At 52.3% G+C, this 16,281-nt stretch carries 13 protein-coding genes; 8 read left to right on the top strand and 5 right to left on the bottom strand.

Translation table 11 applies throughout. The features are described 5' to 3' along the window. The first annotated feature begins 98 nt into the window (after positions 1-98). A complete protein-coding gene (locus tag HV345_RS08980; protein ID WP_016153608.1) occupies positions 99-431 on the top strand; it encodes a YegP family protein in 333 nt (110 codons plus the stop codon). 159 nt (positions 432-590) lie between these two features. Continuing rightward, entirely contained in the window at positions 591-1,952 is a 1,362-nt protein-coding gene (yegQ, locus tag HV345_RS08975; protein ID WP_046275427.1) for a tRNA 5-hydroxyuridine modification protein YegQ, read from the top strand. A 257-nt stretch (positions 1,953-2,209) separates the two neighbouring features. Here the strand turns inward: yegQ and clpA are convergent, their stop codons facing one another. Together clpA and clpS are read right to left on the bottom strand one after the other, a co-directional pair. Further along, positions 2,210-4,486 carry an ATP-dependent Clp protease ATP-binding subunit ClpA gene (gene clpA / locus HV345_RS08970; RefSeq protein ID WP_181636517.1) on the bottom strand — a complete coding sequence of 759 codons (2,277 nt, stop codon included), beginning with the start codon at positions 4,484-4,486 and terminating at the stop codon, positions 2,210-2,212. 30 nt (positions 4,487-4,516) lie between these two features. Then, positions 4,517-4,837: an ATP-dependent Clp protease adapter ClpS gene (clpS, locus tag HV345_RS08965; RefSeq protein WP_003036810.1), complete on the bottom strand. Its 321-nt coding sequence runs from the start codon at positions 4,835-4,837 to the stop codon at positions 4,517-4,519. A gap of 323 nt (positions 4,838-5,160) precedes the next feature. On the opposite strand from clpS, the gene cspD reads away from it, so the two are divergent. Then, positions 5,161-5,385, top strand: coding sequence for a cold shock-like protein CspD (cspD, locus tag HV345_RS08960; protein WP_003036813.1), 225 nt, complete (start codon positions 5,161-5,163; stop codon positions 5,383-5,385). 74 nt (positions 5,386-5,459) lie between these two features. Here the strand turns inward: cspD and macB are convergent, their stop codons facing one another. Both macB and macA read right to left on the bottom strand, forming a co-directional pair. Then, positions 5,460-7,406, bottom strand: a complete 1,947-nt coding sequence (gene macB / locus HV345_RS08955) for a macrolide ABC transporter ATP-binding protein/permease MacB (protein ID WP_181636516.1) — start codon at positions 7,404-7,406, stop codon at positions 5,460-5,462. Continuing rightward, positions 7,403-8,518 carry a macrolide transporter subunit MacA gene (macA, locus tag HV345_RS08950; protein ID WP_181636515.1) on the bottom strand — a complete coding sequence of 372 codons (1,116 nt, stop codon included), beginning with the start codon at positions 8,516-8,518 and terminating at the stop codon, positions 7,403-7,405. The genes macB and macA overlap by 4 nt, the downstream gene beginning before the upstream one ends. A gap of 160 nt (positions 8,519-8,678) precedes the next feature. On the opposite strand from macA, the gene HV345_RS08945 reads away from it, so the two are divergent. After that, on the top strand, positions 8,679-9,629 hold the full coding sequence (locus HV345_RS08945) for a VirK/YbjX family protein (RefSeq protein ID WP_181636514.1): 951 nt from the start codon (positions 8,679-8,681) through the stop codon (positions 9,627-9,629). Here the strand turns inward: HV345_RS08945 and HV345_RS08940 are convergent. Further along, positions 9,626-11,284 (bottom strand): ATP-dependent endonuclease, encoded by a 1,659-nt coding sequence (locus tag HV345_RS08940; protein WP_016153655.1) that lies wholly within the window; start codon positions 11,282-11,284, stop codon positions 9,626-9,628. The two genes, HV345_RS08945 and HV345_RS08940, sit on opposite strands and share 4 nt — an antisense overlap. 372 nt (positions 11,285-11,656) lie before the next feature. Here HV345_RS08940 and aqpZ point away from each other — a divergent pair, with 372 nt between their 5' ends. The 4 genes from aqpZ (at position 11,657) to hcr (ending at position 16,182) form a co-directional block, all read left to right on the top strand. Beyond that, positions 11,657-12,352, top strand: coding sequence for an aquaporin Z (gene aqpZ, locus HV345_RS08935; protein ID WP_003840208.1), 696 nt, complete (start codon positions 11,657-11,659; stop codon positions 12,350-12,352). A gap of 143 nt (positions 12,353-12,495) precedes the next feature. After that, positions 12,496-13,395, top strand: coding sequence for a lysine exporter LysO family protein (locus HV345_RS08930; protein WP_019077194.1), 900 nt, complete (start codon positions 12,496-12,498; stop codon positions 13,393-13,395). A gap of 155 nt (positions 13,396-13,550) precedes the next feature. Further along, entirely contained in the window at positions 13,551-15,203 is a 1,653-nt protein-coding gene (gene hcp, locus HV345_RS08925; RefSeq protein WP_016153657.1) for a hydroxylamine reductase, read from the top strand. 10 nt (positions 15,204-15,213) lie between these two features. Further along, the gene (gene hcr, locus HV345_RS08920) at positions 15,214-16,182 is read left to right on the top strand and encodes an NADH oxidoreductase (RefSeq protein WP_047414009.1); all 969 of its coding nucleotides are present in this window, start codon (positions 15,214-15,216) and stop codon (positions 16,180-16,182) included. Positions 16,183-16,281 lie beyond the last annotated feature (99 nt).

Raw genomic sequence — 16,281 nt, 5'->3', positions numbered from 1 at the left:
TTCTGTTGACTAGCAACTCTCCAAATATCGCTCATACTCTTTGTGGCAACACTGTCGTCAATAACTGTTTGATATAAAACTTTAATCAAGGAGTTCATATGGCTGGTTGGTTTGAATTAAGCAAGAGTAGCGATGATCAGTACCGCTTTGTTCTTAAGGCTGGAAACGGGGAAACGATCCTTACCAGTGAGCTTTACACGACAAAAGGCGCGGCAGAAAAAGGGATCGCATCTGTCCAGGCTAACAGCCCTCTGGCCGAGCGTTACGAGAAAAAAACGGCAGCTAATGGCAAATTGCATTTCAATCTGAAAGCAGCAAACCACCAGATTATTGGTAGCAGTCAACTGTATGCGAATGAACAGTCGCGCGAGACCGGTATTGCTTCAGTTAAGACCAATGGTGTAAGTCAGACGATTAAAGATAAAACCTGATAATGACTCGCTCAGCCGGGTAACGCCACGCTGTCGCCCGGCGTTTTTCTTTACCTGTCTTCCCCACAGCGCTACAATGCCCGCCCTTAATATGGGGGCACTCCCCTAACCGCCTCATTGAGTGAGGCGAGTCTGACCTGTCATCAGAACGAGAAAATTATGTTTAAACCGGAACTCCTTTCCCCGGCGGGAACGCTGAAAAACATGCGTTACGCTTTCGCCTATGGCGCAGACGCTGTATATGCGGGCCAACCGCGTTACTCACTGCGCGTACGCAACAACGAATTCAATCACGAAAACCTGCAGCTAGGCATTAATGAAGCCCATGAACTGGGTAAAAAATTCTATGTGGTGGTTAATATTGCCCCGCATAACGCCAAGCTGAAGACCTTCATTCGTGACCTGAAACCTGTGGTGGAAATGGGACCGGATGCACTGATCATGTCCGACCCTGGTCTGATTATGTTGGTGCGCGAAAACTTCCCTGACATGGACATTCACCTTTCAGTACAGGCTAACGCCGTAAACTGGGCGACGGTGAAATTCTGGAAGCAGATGGGATTGACCCGTGTGATCCTGTCCCGCGAACTGTCGTTGGAAGAAATTGAAGAGATCCGCACCCAGGTGCCGGATATGGAAATTGAGATCTTTGTTCACGGCGCGCTGTGCATGGCTTACTCCGGCCGCTGCCTGCTCTCTGGCTACATCAACAAGCGTGACCCAAATCAGGGTACCTGTACCAATGCCTGCCGCTGGGAATACAACGTGCAGGAAGGCAAAGAAGACGTGGTGGGCAATATCGTGCATAAGTACGAGCCTATCCCGGTACAAAATGTTGAGCCGACGCTGGGTATTGGCGCGCCGACTGACAAAGTCTTTATGATCGAAGAAGCCCAGCGTCCGGGTGAGTACATGACCGCGTTTGAAGACGAACACGGCACTTACATCATGAACTCGAAGGATTTACGTGCCATTGCCCACGTTGAGCGCCTGACTCAGATGGGCGTGCATTCGCTGAAAATTGAAGGCCGTACTAAATCATACTATTACTGTGCACGTACCGCGCAGGTTTATCGCAAGGCCATTGATGATGCCGCTGCCGGGAAACCGTTCGACCCGCAACTGCTGGAAACGCTGGAAGGTCTGGCGCATCGCGGTTACACCGAGGGGTTCCTGCGCCGCCATACGCATGACGACTATCAGAACTACGAATACGGCTTCTCTGTTTCCGAGCGTCAGCAGTTTGTCGGCGAATTCACTGGCGAACGTAAAGGTGAACTGGCGGCTGTGCTGGTGAAAAATAAATTCACCGTCGGCGACAGCCTGGAGCTGATGACCCCACAGGGCAACATCAACTTTACCCTCGAACAGATGGAAAACGCGAAAGGCGAAGCGATGCCGGTTGCGCCGGGCGATGGTTACACCGTGTGGATGCCTGTACCGGAGGATATCGATCTGAATTATGCATTGTTGATGCGTAATTTTACCGGTGAGTCCACGCGCAACCCACATGCTAAGTAGTTAATTACGGTTATTTTTCAGCGTTCGGAAGATTCTTAGAAATCGATCACATACCGCTTCGTTCATTAAGGGTATTATCCCATCCGCTGAAAAACATAACCCATAAATGCTAGCTGTACCAGGAACCACCTCCTTAGCCTGCGTAATCTCCCTTACGCAGGCTTATTTTTTGCCTGCCGTTTACCCCCCTATTCAAATCACGACTTTCAGGCGAAAAAAAACCGGGCATTACGCCCGGTTCATTAGGTGGTTAGATATTAATGTGCTGCTTCTGGCTTGTGCCTTTGCGCACTCTGGAAACCATAGGTCAGCTCATTTTTCTCTTTATCCAGCGCAACGGTCACCTGACCGCCATCCACAAGCGAGCCGAACAGCAGTTCGTTAGCCAATGGTTTTTTCAGGTTATCCTGGACAACGCGCGTCATCGGGCGTGCGCCCATTGCGCGGTCATAGCCCTTCTCAGCCAGCCAGTCACGGGCTTCCTGACTCACTTCCAGAGAGACACCTTTTTGATCCAACTGAACCTGAAGTTCGACGATAAACTTATCAACAACCTGATGAATCACCTCAGTAGAGAGATGATCGAACCAGATAATGTTGTCTAGACGGTTACGGAATTCCGGCGTAAACACTTTTTTGATTTCGCCCATCGCATCAGTACTGTTGTCCTGATGAATCAGCCCAATCGATTTACGCTCAGTTTCACGCACGCCGGCGTTAGTGGTCATGACCAGCACCACGTTGCGGAAATCCGCTTTACGCCCGTTATTGTCGGTCAGCGTACCGTTATCCATCACCTGCAGCAGCAGGTTAAAGACGTCCGGATGCGCTTTTTCGATTTCATCCAGCAGCAGTACCGCATGCGGATGCTTAATGACAGCATCCGTCAGCAAACCGCCCTGGTCGAAACCGACATATCCCGGAGGCGCACCAATCAGGCGGCTGACGGTGTGACGTTCCATATACTCGGACATATCAAACCGCAGCAGCTCAATACCCAGCGCTTTGGACAACTGCACCGTGACTTCGGTCTTACCTACACCAGTCGGTCCGGCAAACAGGAACGAACCGACAGGTTTATGCTCGTGTCCCAGACCAGCACGGCTCATTTTGATCGCTTCAGTCAGCGCCTCAATGGCTTTATCCTGTCCGAATACCAGCATTTTCAGACGGTTGCCCAGGTTTTTCAGCGTATCGCGATCGCTCTGCGAAACGCTCTTCTCCGGGATCCGCGCAATGCGGGCTACGACGGACTCGATATCCGCCACGTTGACGGTTTTCTTGCGCTTGCTGACCGGCATCAGACGCGCCCGCGCGCCCGCCTCATCGATCACGTCAATCGCTTTGTCCGGCAGATGACGATCGTTAATGTATTTCACCGCCAGTTCGACCGCTGCACGCACCGCTTTGGCGGTGTAGCGAACGTCATGGTGCGCTTCGTATTTCGGCTTCAGACCGTTGATGATCTGCACGGTCTCTTCAACCGACGGCTCAGTGATATCGATTTTCTGGAAACGGCGTGCTAGCGCGCGGTCCTTTTCAAAGATATTGCTGAATTCCTGATAGGTTGTGGAGCCTATCACACGGATTTTACCGCTGGAGAGCAACGGTTTGATCAGGTTAGCTGCATCCACCTGGCCGCCCGATGCCGCACCCGCGCCGATAATGGTGTGGATCTCATCGATAAACAGAATGCTGTTAGTATCCTGTTCCAGTTGTTTCAGCAGCGCCTTAAAGCGTTTTTCAAAATCGCCACGGTATTTGGTACCCGCCAGCAGCGAGCCGATATCCAGAGAGTAAAGGGTACAATCAGCCATCACTTCCGGCACGTCGCCCTGGACGATACGCCAGGCGAGGCCTTCCGCAATAGCGGTTTTCCCGACGCCAGACTCCCCCACCAGCAGCGGGTTATTTTTTCGACGACGGCACAGTACCTGAATGGCGCGTTCCAGCTCTTTGTCCCGTCCAATGAGCGGATCAATTCCGCCCACACGGGCAAGCTGGTTAAGGTTAGTCGTGAAGTTCTCCATACGGTCCTCCCCGCCAGCTTGCTCTTCGTTATTCGGCTGATTACCAGAGTCAGAGGACTGACTTGGTTCGTCTTTGCGCGTGCCATGAGAAATAAAATTCACCACATCAAGGCGACTCACTTCATGCTTACGCAGCAGATAAGCCGCCTGAGATTCCTGCTCGCTGAAGATGGCGACCAGCACATTAGCACCGGTAACTTCATTGCGCCCGGAGGACTGAACATGAAAGACCGCGCGTTGCAACACACGCTGAAAACTCAACGTTGGCTGCGTGTCGCGCTCTTCTTCACTGGCAGGCAATACGGGTGTGGTTTGTTCAATGAAGGCTTCGAGTTCCTGACGCAGCGCCACCAGATCCACAGAACACGCTTCCAGCGCTTCGCGGGCCGATGGGTTACTGAGCAATGCCAGTAGCAAGTGCTCGACGGTCATAAACTCATGTCGGTGCTCGCGCGCTCTGGCGAAAGCCATGTTTAAACTGAGCTCCAGTTCTTGATTGAGCATAGGCACCTCCCCCAATATTTATGCCTGCATTTAGGCTTTTTCTAGCGTACACAGCAACGGATGCTCGTTCTCCCTCGCATACTTGTTCACCATCGCAACTTTGGTTTCAGCCACTTCGGCAGTGAATACGCCGCAAATCGCTTTACCTTGATAGTGAACGGCAAGCATCAGTTGCGTTGCACGTTCTACATCATAAGAAAAGAATTTTTGTAACACGTCAATAACAAACTCCATCGGAGTGTAATCATCATTGACTAATATCACTTTATACATAGATGGCGGTTTTAGCGCGTCGCGCAATTTATCTTCCGCCAGCAGATCGAAATCCAGCCAGTCGTTAGTCTTACCCATTGTCAGTCGTCATCTTCAGTTACGGTTTCCGGCAGAAAATCTTGCCGCTGACAAGCAGCCTATGCGCACAATCAATCTACCTCAAGTATTAGATAACTATCATCTATTAGTGCCATCCGCGACATCTGTCACATAACCGACAATAGCGTTAACTGCTTCAAATTTTGATGCATTTTTACCCTATTCCGTCAGCCTGGCGCTTGACGCCTCGCCTGATTTCTCTAAATTGTAGTTTCGAGAGTTGGCGAGGTTTTGAACAGCCCCCACTCCGCCACCGGTTCATTCCATCTTACTTATATAAGATTTACGAAGGATGTCGAAGCATGGAAACGGGTACTGTTAAGTGGTTCAACAACGCCAAAGGGTTTGGTTTCATCTGCCCCGAAGGCGGCGGCGAAGATATTTTCGCCCATTACTCCACCATTCAGATGGATGGTTACAGAACGCTAAAAGCCGGACAATCTGTCCAGTTTGATGTCCACCAGGGGCCAAAAGGCAATCATGCCAGTGTCATCGTGCCTGTCATTGAAGCAGAAGCTGTCGCATAGCTCTTCTGTTTCATTGTGTACATCCCGCAGTCAAAATGCCAGCCTTTGCGGCTGGCATTTTTATCTCGATGGTATTATTCCCGCGCCAGAGCATCTACCGGATCCAGCCGCGCCGCATTTCGCGCCGGTAGCCAGCCAAACAAAATCCCGGTCGCAGTCGAACACAGAAACGCCGTCAATAAGGCTACGGGTGAGAAACCTATTTCCCAGCCAGGCAGGAATAGCTGAAGCGTAAAGGCGATCAGCATCGACAAGCTAATGCCCAACGCGCCGCCAACCAGACACACCAGCACCGCTTCAATTAAGAACTGCTGCAGTACGTCACTGGCGCGGGCGCCAACCGCCATACGAATGCCAATCTCGCGCGTTCGTTCGGTTACCGAAACCAGCATAATATTCATCACACCAATTCCACCGACCACCAGCGAAATCACGGCCACCAGCGTCAGGAAGAGTTGTAATGTACGTGTGGTCTTTTCGGCGGTTTTCAAGACACCGTCCATATTCCAGGTGAAGAAATCCTTCTTACCGTGGCGTAACGTCAGTAGTCGGGTGAGCTGCTGCTCGGCCTGGGCACTATCAAAACCGTCTTTCACCCGCACGGTGATCGAGTTCAGCCACGACTGCCCCATAATTCGCCCGGACATGGTGCTGTAAGGCAGCCAGACCCGCAGGATCTTGCTACTGCCAAACATCGACTGTTTCTCTTCTGCAACACCAATTACCGTGGCAGGCATATTCCCCACCAGCACGACTTCGCCGACAACTTTCGCTTTGTTGGGGAACAATTGACGCCGGGTATTGCTGTCGAGCACCACCACCTGAGCGCGACCCGCCAGTTGTTCAGCGTTAAAAGTGGTCCCTTCGCTAAACGTCATGCCATAGACGTTGAAATAGTCGCCGCTAACGCCATTAGCACTGGCTGCCACGTCGATATTGCCATAGCGTAGCCGCAGGTTTTTCGACACCGCAGGCGTCACCGAACTGACCCAGGGCTGCTTCTGTAACGCCGTTAAATCGTCATACTTCAGCGCCTGTTGATATTGTGGGTCGTCGTCGCCGAAATCTTTGCCAGGATAGATATCGATGGTATTGGTGCCGATAGCGCGAATATCTGCCAGCACCAGCTGTTTAGCCGCATCGCCTACCACCACAATCGACACCACCGAAGCAATACCGATGATGATCCCAAGCATGGTCAGTAGCGTTCGCATTTTATTCGCAGCCATTGCCAGCCAGGCCATGGTGAGCGCTTCGCGAAAACCGCTGGCAAACTGCCCCCAGCCGGACGCCGTTTTCACCGTCGGCTCCGCGATATCGCGCCCGGTAGAGGGTTTGTGCGACGGCGGATTGCGCACAATCTCGCCGTCACGAATTTCAATGACGCGTTCGGCCTGTGCGGCAACCTGGCTGTCGTGAGTGACGATAATCACCGTATGCCCGCGATCGCGCAACTGATGCAAAATCGCCATCACCTCTTCGCCTGAATGGCTGTCCAGCGCGCCGGTGGGTTCGTCGGCGAGGATAACCTGTCCCCCGTTCATCAGCGCACGCGCAATACTGACCCGCTGCTGCTGACCACCGGAAAGCTGGGAAGGCTGATAGTCGACTCTGTCGCCCAGACCCAGTCGCTGCAGGAGTTCTTGGGCACGGGCCAGGCGCTGCTTACGATCGGTGCCAGCGTAGACTGCAGGCACCTCAACGTTTTGCGCGGCGGTTAAATGCGACAACAAATGATAACGCTGGAAGATAAAACCGAAATGTTCGCGACGCAGCTGGGCTAACGCATCGCTATCCAGCGTGGAGACATCGCGCCCGGCAACCCGATACGTACCGCTGGTGGGTTTGTCCAGACAGCCGAGAATATTCATCAGCGTCGATTTACCCGAGCCAGACGCCCCGACAATCGCTACCATTTCCCCGGCCTGAATGCTCAAGGATACGTCCTTCAATACCTCGACCTGGCCTTCGCCTGACGGATAGCTGCGGCGGATATTGCTCAGTTCAAGCAATGCCGTCATTTTGGCGCTCCAGCGTTGCCCTCACCGGTGATGACTTCATCCCCCTCTTCCAGCCCTTTAACGATCTCCACATCGGTGTCATTACGCGCGCCGATAACCACTTCGCGTTCACGGGTTTCGCCGTTACGCAGCAGCCTGACGTTATAACGATTGTTGCCAATAGGATCGCCCAGCGCCGACAGCGGGATCGTCAGGACATTTTTCACATCCGTGAGCTGGATATGGACCTGCGCGGTCATATCCAGACGCAGGATCCCTTTCGGGTTGGGAACTTCGAAGCGAGCATAGTAGAAAATTGCATCATTCACTTTCTCTGGCGTCGGAAGAACATCTTTGAGCTTACCTTCGTAGCGCGTCTGAGGATCGCCCAGTACGGTAAACCAGGCCTTTTGCCCGGGATGCAGGTGAATCACATCCGCCTCGGAAACCTGCGCTTTCACCAGCATGGTGCTCATATCTGCCAATGTCAGAATGTTAGGCGCCTGCTGGGCAGCAATAACGGTTTGCCCCTGAAGGGTAGTAATTTGCGTGACTTCGCCTGCCATTGGCGCAACGATGCGGGTGTAATCAAGGTTGGTTTTTGCCGTATCGAGAGAGGCTTGATTACGCTTAATTTGCGCATCAATTGTGCCGATTTGCGTCTGTTTGACCGCCATCTGAGTAGCCGCCGTGTCGAGATCCTGCTGCGAGACAGCCTGGGTTTTCGCCAGCTGTTGCTGACGGGAAAGCGTTACCCGCGCCAGTTTCCACTCGGCTTCAGCCTGTAAACGCTGAGCGCGTAATTCCATCAGCGTCGCTTCAACCTCTTTAATCTGGTTTTGCGCCTGTTCAGGATCGATAACGCCAAGCAGTTGATCTTTTTTTACTTTGTCGCCAATCGCGACCGACAGCGTTTTTAACTGCCCGCTTACCTGCGCCCCGACGTCAACTTTCCGCAACGCATCCAGTTTGCCGGTTGCCAGTACGCTTTGCTGCAGATCGCCCGGACGCACAATTAACGTTTGATACTGAGGTAAAGGCGCATTAAGCGTTCGCCAAAGTGCAATTATCGCCACAATAATGATGATGGCGAAGAGAAAATAGCGCTTTTTGATTTTTCCCTTGAGCTTCATAAATGTCCCAATTTCCCCCAATACGTCCACCAGAGTGGAGTGGTAAACATCAACGTTAAATAAATAGCCGTTGAAAAACGCAAGAATAACAGAGTTATTGATGAATGGTTAAGATCCGCTGTGTTGAAATTAGTATCAGAGTATCCATCGGATTGTTATTATGAGCCAGCTAACTGACAGCACTTTTCATTCTTCAAAACCCGCCACAAGTTTTAGCCTCTTTTGTAGCCTGATGACCGGACATTGGCGCCCTGGAAAATTTTGGCATCAGCGTAGTTTCCGTCGTAAGTTTTTGTTGCGCTCAGCGCTTATGCCAAGATTAATGCATGAATGGATGACTGAACTGGCGCAATGGCCTGATCTCGATAGCGTACTGGCACGCCAGCCTCGTCTGCCGGTTCGCCTACATCGCGCCTATCTCGCACAAAACCTTGATCGGAAAATGAAACTGGATGCTGTGCGTTTTCATTACAATGCTATCCGCAGCTCTTTTTCAGCCACGGAATATAAAGCTTATTTAAGTGCGGATGGATTACAACTGGCACAAATTGAAGGCAAAAATAGCGAAATATTTAGCGTAATACTGGGCTCATTTATCTCACTGGATAAAGAAGGTGAAAGTACCATTCTGGTAAGCAATAGCGCTGGCGAGACTTTAGCGGAAATGACGTTTACGCTGTGCAATTATCAAGGAAGCAGCACACTGTTTATTGGCGGGTTACAGGGAGGCAGTCGATTACTGCCACATGAAGAAATTCAAAAAGCGACCAAATCATGCTACGGGATTTTCCCTAAACGTATTGTGATGGAAGCCATTTGCTGTTTTGCAGAACAATTGAATATTAAACAAATTCTGGCTGTCAGTAATGAACAGCATATCTTTCGCAGCCCGCGTTACCACGATAAAAACAAGGTGATACTTTCCGACTACAACGCATTTTGGGAGTCGGTTGGCGGTGAGTGCGACAGTCACGGCTATTACCATATCCCACGCATAATGGCGCGAAAAAGCGAAGCGGACATTGCCAGCAAAAAACGCGCGGAATACCGCCGTCGCTACCAGTTACTGGACAGCATCCACTCGCAGCTGTCGTCGATGTTTCGCAACTAATCCGCTCTGCCGCGTGCCAACCACAGCACGCGGGAAAACATTTTTCGCAGCAGCGTTGGCACCGCGTCAACGCCGCGCCGCCCGGCTTCCATCGCCACCTCAATGGCTAAATCTGGTTTTGACGACCTGTGAATCGCCTTCGAGATAATTTTGCGCATATTCATGGGCACGTTTTCGGGGATTTGCGCCACCCTGTGGAATACGTCAGCGAACCCCTGGCGATACATAAAGTGTTCCATGTCCAGCGCGGGAAGCATGGTTAAATGATCGCGCTCTTCTTCTCTGTCGTTATTCAACAAACTCCGCACCGTAGCGGCATACTTTTTCCCAGCTTCATCACCATCAACCAGCACATGCCACTCGATACCCATCCGGCGGGCGAACTTAACCAGCGGCTTAAGGCCGGACTGGGCAAATTCAATGACTTTGATACCTTCCGCATCAAAGTGGTGCCCACACTGGCGGGCCAGTTCGTTAATGACCCAGGTTTCCGTTTCGCCTTCCACCAGCAGCCAGCAGCGGGCAAACAACGACGATGCACGGTTAAAACGAATATGAAAGGCAATACGCCGACCATCTTCTGCGCTGATCCCACCTGGCCCAAGCCGCCAGGCGGCGACGCGGGAGGACTCACGCACCAGGCGGACAACGTGTTCCACGGGGGTGAGGGACAGTAACTCACCTGAGTTGGTGGTCGCCACCCGTTGCAGCGGAAGCAAATTCAGCAGGTGCCAGGCAACCGACAGCATAATCGGATGTAAACGCGTTTCAGGATCTTCTACCAACAGTAACGGCCGGGCGTCTTTATCGAGCCTCAGCGTACCTTTGGCCTGTAACAGCGTCGAAAACAATCCCAACAAGATCACGCGGTGCGTGCGTCCGCCCGGTCTATCAATCATACGGTTGATAATATCCAGATAGCGCCAGCTACGTTGTTCGTTATTGGAACGTCGACGCATCAGACGATAGCGGGACTGACTGGAACCCTGCTCAGAAAAATAGTGTTCCAACAGCTGTACCATGGCCGATAACCCCTGACGTATCTGCCCATCTGTCAGGTTTTGCGGTCGGGTAGCCAGTTCACGTGCCAGAAAATCCAGTTGCCGCGCGGTCACTTCGACATCCGCCGAATCCGGCACCGTACCGTTACGGATCCGTCGCATAAAACGCGCGTCACGCAGGCGCAGTACTGGCATCAAACGCACGAGGTGCCGCGCCTGATCGTTAATGTCGTCGAGGGGAAGCTGATGGCCCTCGCCATCCAGAAAACTGCGTAACGTCAGAACGCTACCGTCGTCCGCACATTCACCTTCCAGCCGATAGAAAATGCGGTGATAGCCATCCTGACACAGCGTCCAGCTGGCTTCCAGAGGGCGATACCTGCGCACGCGGTGGCGACCCGGTTGAGACTCACGAAACGTCAGGATGATATGCAGATGATGTTCCCGGCCTTGAATATCGCCCGGCGGGAACCAGAAATCTTCGCGGTCAAAGTGGTACAAATCAGTTTCCGGCGACAGTAGCAGGGTTAAAGCATCCAGCAGACTGGACTTACCCCACGCGTTCTCCCCAATCAGCACGTTGCTTTGCTCCAGCATCAACGACAGACGGTTAATACCACGAAATCCAACAATCTCAACGCGTTCGAGAATCATATAGCCTCCGGAAATGCTAACTTTTTCCTTCAAGTTATCAGGAGTATAACGGCAAGCGGGCGCTCAGGACACCCGATATGATCAGGAGGTTAGTCGCAGAAATCAAAAAATATAAGAATATTCTTCTTATGTTTTCCCCGGAATATTATTTCAGAACTCAATCATCGCCGTTTTGCTAATTGAACTATGCTTCATTCATCCAATATTCAAAAAGGAATCACAACATATTGCCTTAAATCAAATTTTTTCATCAATTTAACTGGCGAAGGGATGATGTTTTTTTCTAAAATACCGGCTCTTTCATCATCGTCCCTTTTAGCGATGAATTACCGGGTAAGGAACACGAACCCGGAACTTTTAATTGAGGTGGTTATGTTCAGGAAATTAGCAGCCGAATTCTTCGGTACGTTTTGGCTCGTCTTTGGTGGGTGCGGTAGCGCAGTTCTGGCCGCAGCATTCCCGGAGTTGGGTATTGGATTTGCCGGTGTCGCGCTGGCGTTTGGTTTGACCGTATTAACCATGGCATTCGCCGTAGGTCATATTTCCGGCGGACACTTTAACCCGGCGGTGACCTTCGGTTTATGGGCGGGCGGTCGCTTCCCGGCAAAAGACGTTATTGGTTATGTTATCGCTCAGGTTGTGGGCGGTATTGTTGCAGCAGCGGCACTGTATCTTATTGCCAGCGGTAAAGCTGGTTTTGACGCAACTGCCAGTGGTTTTGCCTCGAACGGCTTTGGTGAACATTCACCTGGCGGCTATTCAATGCTGTCTGCCGTCGTAATTGAAATTATTTTGACCGCTGGTTTCTTATTAGTGATCCACGGTGCGACCGATAAACATGCTCCGGCAGGTTTTGCACCTATTGCGATTGGTCTGGCGTTAACCCTGATCCACTTGATCAGTATTCCGGTTACCAACACCTCCGTTAACCCGGCACGTAGTACCGCTGTAGCCATCTTCCAGGGCGGCTGGGCATTACAGCAATTGTGGTTCTTCTGGGTTATGCCGATTATCGGTGGGGTCCTCGGCGGTCTTATTTACCGCACTCTGCTGGAAAAACGCGATTAATCGATAACAAAAAAGGCCTGGCGCAAGTCAGGTCTTTTTTTTCCCCGCTATATTTCCTTTTATTTGCAACTTTACTCCCTTCATTGCATTGAGTAGTGTGTGCTGGCGCATTTCGTCTTACTCTCAGCAAGGATCTGGTTTTCATGTTTTCAGGGCTGTTAATCATTCTGATTCCCCTTATTGTGGGCTACCTTATTCCGCTTCGGCACAGGGCTGCATTAAAACTCATCAATCGCCTGTTGAGCTGGATCGTCTACCTTATTCTCTTTTTTATGGGTATCAGCCTGGCGTTTCTGGATAATCTCGCCAGCAACCTGTTAGCCATTCTTCATTATTCTGCGGTCAGCGTGACGGTCATTTTGCTGTGTAATATCGCGGCGCTGTTCTGGCTGGAGCGTTCGCTGCCCTGGCGACATAACCACAAGCAAGAAAAGCTACCCTCGCGAATTGCGATGGCGCTTGAGTCGCTCCAGCTTTGTGGCGTCGTCGTCGTGGGTTTTCTGCTCGGCCTCACCGGTCTTCCTATTCTGCAGCACGCCACCGAAGCCAGCGAATATACGTTAATCTTTTTACTGTTCCTGGTCGGGATTCAACTGCGCAACAGCGGTATGACCTTAAAGCAAATTGTGCTGAATCGCCGGGGGATGATTGTTGCGGTGGTCGTCGTCGCCAGTTCGATGCTGGCGGGGGTTATCAATGCGTTGATCCTCGGCCTGCCGCTGAAAACCGCGCTGGCGATGGCATCAGGTTTTGGCTGGTATTCCCTGTCCGGTATTCTGTTAACCGAATCCTTCGGGCCAGTGATTGGTAGCGCCGCCTTCTTTAATGACCTGGCCCGCGAGCTGATTGCCATTATGTTGATTCCTGGAATGGTGGGCCGCAGCCGCTCAACCGCGCTGGGGCTATGTGGCGCGACATCAATGGATTTCACCTTACCGGTGCTCCAACGCAGCGGCGGTCTGGAGATGGTTCCGGCAGCCATCGTCCACGGCTTTATTCTGAGTCTGTTAGTACCTTTGCTGATGGCGTTTTTCTCCGCCTGAAGTCAGGACAGATACCTCTCTGGCGGTAGTCATCTACCGCCAAAATTGCGCTAAATCAATCTCCCTGCAAGTTGTAGCAGAAATCCCTTTTATCCCTTCGCGCACAGGCATAACCTTAAACATGTATATTAAATATAACTTTAAAAGGTGTGACCATGTTTTGTGTGCAATGTGAACAAACCATCCGTACTCCGGCAGGAAACGGCTGCTCTTACGCGCAGGGTATGTGCGGTAAAACGGCTGAAACCTCCGATTTGCAGGATCTGCTGATTGCTTCCCTACAAGGTCTGTCTGCATGGGCTGTTAAGGCACGTGAATACGGCATCATCGACCATGAAGTTGATAACTTTGCGCCGCGTGCATTCTTCTCCACGCTGACCAACGTTAACTTCGATTCCCCGCGTATTGTTGGCTATGCCCGTGAAGCTATCGCCATGCGCGACGCCCTGAAAGCGCAATGCCTGAACATCGACGCGAACGCAGCGGTCGCTAACCCGATGGCCGATCTGCAACTGGTCAGCGACGATCTGGGCGACCTGCAACGTCAGGCCGCTGAATTTACCCCGAACAAAGATAAAGCAGCCATCGGCGAGAACATTCTCGGCCTGCGTCTGCTGTGCCTGTACGGCCTGAAAGGTGCGGCAGCTTACATGGAGCACGCGCACGTTCTCGGTCAGTACGACAACGACATCTACGCTCAGTACCACAAAATCATGGCATGGCTGGGAACCTGGCCTTCCGATATGAACGCTCTGCTGGAGTGCTCAATGGAAATCGGCCAGATGAACTTCAAAGTGATGAGCATTCTGGATGCTGGCGAAACCACTAAATACGGCCACCCGACGCCAACTCAGGTCAACGTCAAAGCAACCGAAGGTAAGTGCATCCTGATCTCCGGTCACGACCTGAAAGATCTGTACAACCTGCTGGAGCAGACCGAAGGTACCGGCGTTAACGTCTATACCCACGGTGAAATGCTGCCGGCGCACGGCTACCCGGAACTGCGTAAGTTCAAACACCTGATCGGTAACTACGGCAGCGGCTGGCAGAATCAGCAGGTTGAATTTGCCCGCTTCCCGGGCCCAATCGTAATGACCTCTAACTGCATCATCGACCCAACCGTTGGCGCCTACGATGACCGTATCTGGACTCGTAGCATCGTCGGTTGGCCGGGTGTAAGCCACCTCGAAGGCGACAACTTCGCTCCGGTAATCGCTCAGGCTCAGCAGATGGCGGGCTTCCCGTACAGCGAAATTCCGCACCTGATCACCGTTGGTTTCGGTCGTCAGACTCTGCTGGGCGCGGCTGATACCCTGATCGACCTGGTAAGCCGCGAAAAACTGCGTCACATCTTCCTGGTTGGCGGTTGTGATGGCGCGCGTGGCGAACGTAACTACTTCACCGACTTCGCCACCAGCGTGCCGGACGACTGCCTGATCCTGACACTGGCGTGCGGTAAATACCGTTTCAACAAACTGGAGTTCGGCGATATCGAAGGCCTGCCGCGTCTGGTCGATGCAGGTCAGTGTAACGATGCATACTCTGCCATCATCCTGGCGGTAACCCTGGCTGAGAAACTGGGCTGTGGCGTGAACGATCTGCCGCTGTCTCTGGTGCTCTCCTGGTTCGAACAGAAAGCGATTGTCATTCTGCTGACCCTGCTGTCTCTGGGCGTGAAAAACATCGTCACTGGCCCGACTGCGCCTGGCTTCTTCACGCCGGACCTGCTGGCAGTTCTCAACGAGAAGTTCGGTCTGCGTTCCGTGACCACCGTTGAAGAAGACATGAAGCAACTGCTGAGCGCGTAAGGAGTAAAGAATGACAATGCCAACTCATCAGTGCCCATGGCGGATGCAGGTTCATCACATCCATCAGGAAACGCCGGATGTATGGACAATTTCGTTGCTGTGCCACGACTATTATCCGTACCGCGCCGGGCAGTATGCACTGGTCAGCGTACGTAATTCAGCGGACACGCTGCGTGCTTACACCCTTTCTTCAACGCCGGGCGTTAGCGAATATATCACGCTGACCATCCGCCGCATTGACGATGGCGCAGGCTCACAGTGGTTAACCCGCGACGTGAAGCGCGGCGACTATATCTGGCTGTCCGATGCAATGGGTGAATTCACCTGTGAAGATAAAGCGGAAGACAGGTTCCTGATGCTGGCCGCTGGCTGTGGCGTCACGCCAATCATGTCAATGCGTCGCTGGTTGGCAAAATACCGCCCACAGGCAGATGTGCAGGTGATCTTTAACGTCCGTTCACCGCAAGATGTCATTTTTGCCGACGAATGGCGCGAGTATCCGGTGACCTTAGTTGCTGAAAACAATGCCACTGAAGGTTTTGTTTCCGGCCGACTGACCACCGAACTGCTGCAAAGCGTACCGGACCTGGCTTCGCGCACCGTGATGACCTGCGGCCCGGCGCCGTATATGGATCTGGTCGAGAAAGAAGTCAACGCGCTGGGCGTGACACGCTTCTTTAAAGAGCAGTTCTTCACCCCGGTAGCTGAAGCCGCCACCAGCGGTCTGAAGTTCACCAAACTGCAGCCGGCAAAAGAGTTTTATGCGCCGGTAGGCAGTACGCTGCTGGAAGCGCTGGAAAGCAATAAAGTGCCGGTTGTCGCCGCATGCCGTGCGGGCGTTTGCGGCTGCTGCAAAACCAAAGTGGTTGACGGTAACTACACGGTCAGCAGCACCATGACGCTGACCGACGCAGAAATTGCTGAAGGTTATGTGCTGGCTTGCTCCTGTCATCCGCAGGGTGATTTAGTGCTGGCGTAATTGGCCGATATCTGATGTACAAAAGGCTACCCGGTTATATCGGGTGGCCTTTTTTTATGCTGTCAGACGCTGCAAAATTCCTATTTTTTCCCCCTCCCA

It is taken from the genome of Citrobacter sp. RHBSTW-00986 (assembly GCF_013783065.1).
In the GTDB taxonomy this organism is placed as follows: domain Bacteria; phylum Pseudomonadota; class Gammaproteobacteria; order Enterobacterales; family Enterobacteriaceae; genus Citrobacter; species Citrobacter braakii.
The sequence above is the reverse complement of the archived record's forward strand: the minus strand, read 5'-3'. Positions and strand labels throughout refer to the sequence as shown.

Coding starts and splice junctions, on each gene's coding strand:
- HV345_RS08980 (WP_016153608.1), top strand. CDS start 99: ATGGCTGGTTGGTTTGAATTAAGCAAGAGTAGCGATGATCAGTACCGC.
- yegQ (WP_046275427.1), top strand. CDS start 591: ATGTTTAAACCGGAACTCCTTTCCCCGGCGGGAACGCTGAAAAACATG.
- clpA (WP_181636517.1), bottom strand. CDS start 4,486: ATGCTCAATCAAGAACTGGAGCTCAGTTTAAACATGGCTTTCGCCAGA.
- clpS (WP_003036810.1), bottom strand. CDS start 4,837: ATGGGTAAGACTAACGACTGGCTGGATTTCGATCTGCTGGCGGAAGAT.
- cspD (WP_003036813.1), top strand. CDS start 5,161: ATGGAAACGGGTACTGTTAAGTGGTTCAACAACGCCAAAGGGTTTGGT.
- macB (WP_181636516.1), bottom strand. CDS start 7,406: ATGACGGCATTGCTTGAACTGAGCAATATCCGCCGCAGCTATCCGTCA.
- macA (WP_181636515.1), bottom strand. CDS start 8,518: ATGAAGCTCAAGGGAAAAATCAAAAAGCGCTATTTTCTCTTCGCCATC.
- HV345_RS08945 (WP_181636514.1), top strand. CDS start 8,679: ATGAGCCAGCTAACTGACAGCACTTTTCATTCTTCAAAACCCGCCACA.
- HV345_RS08940 (WP_016153655.1), bottom strand. CDS start 11,284: ATGATTCTCGAACGCGTTGAGATTGTTGGATTTCGTGGTATTAACCGT.
- aqpZ (WP_003840208.1), top strand. CDS start 11,657: ATGTTCAGGAAATTAGCAGCCGAATTCTTCGGTACGTTTTGGCTCGTC.
- HV345_RS08930 (WP_019077194.1), top strand. CDS start 12,496: ATGTTTTCAGGGCTGTTAATCATTCTGATTCCCCTTATTGTGGGCTAC.
- hcp (WP_016153657.1), top strand. CDS start 13,551: ATGTTTTGTGTGCAATGTGAACAAACCATCCGTACTCCGGCAGGAAAC.
- hcr (WP_047414009.1), top strand. CDS start 15,214: ATGACAATGCCAACTCATCAGTGCCCATGGCGGATGCAGGTTCATCAC.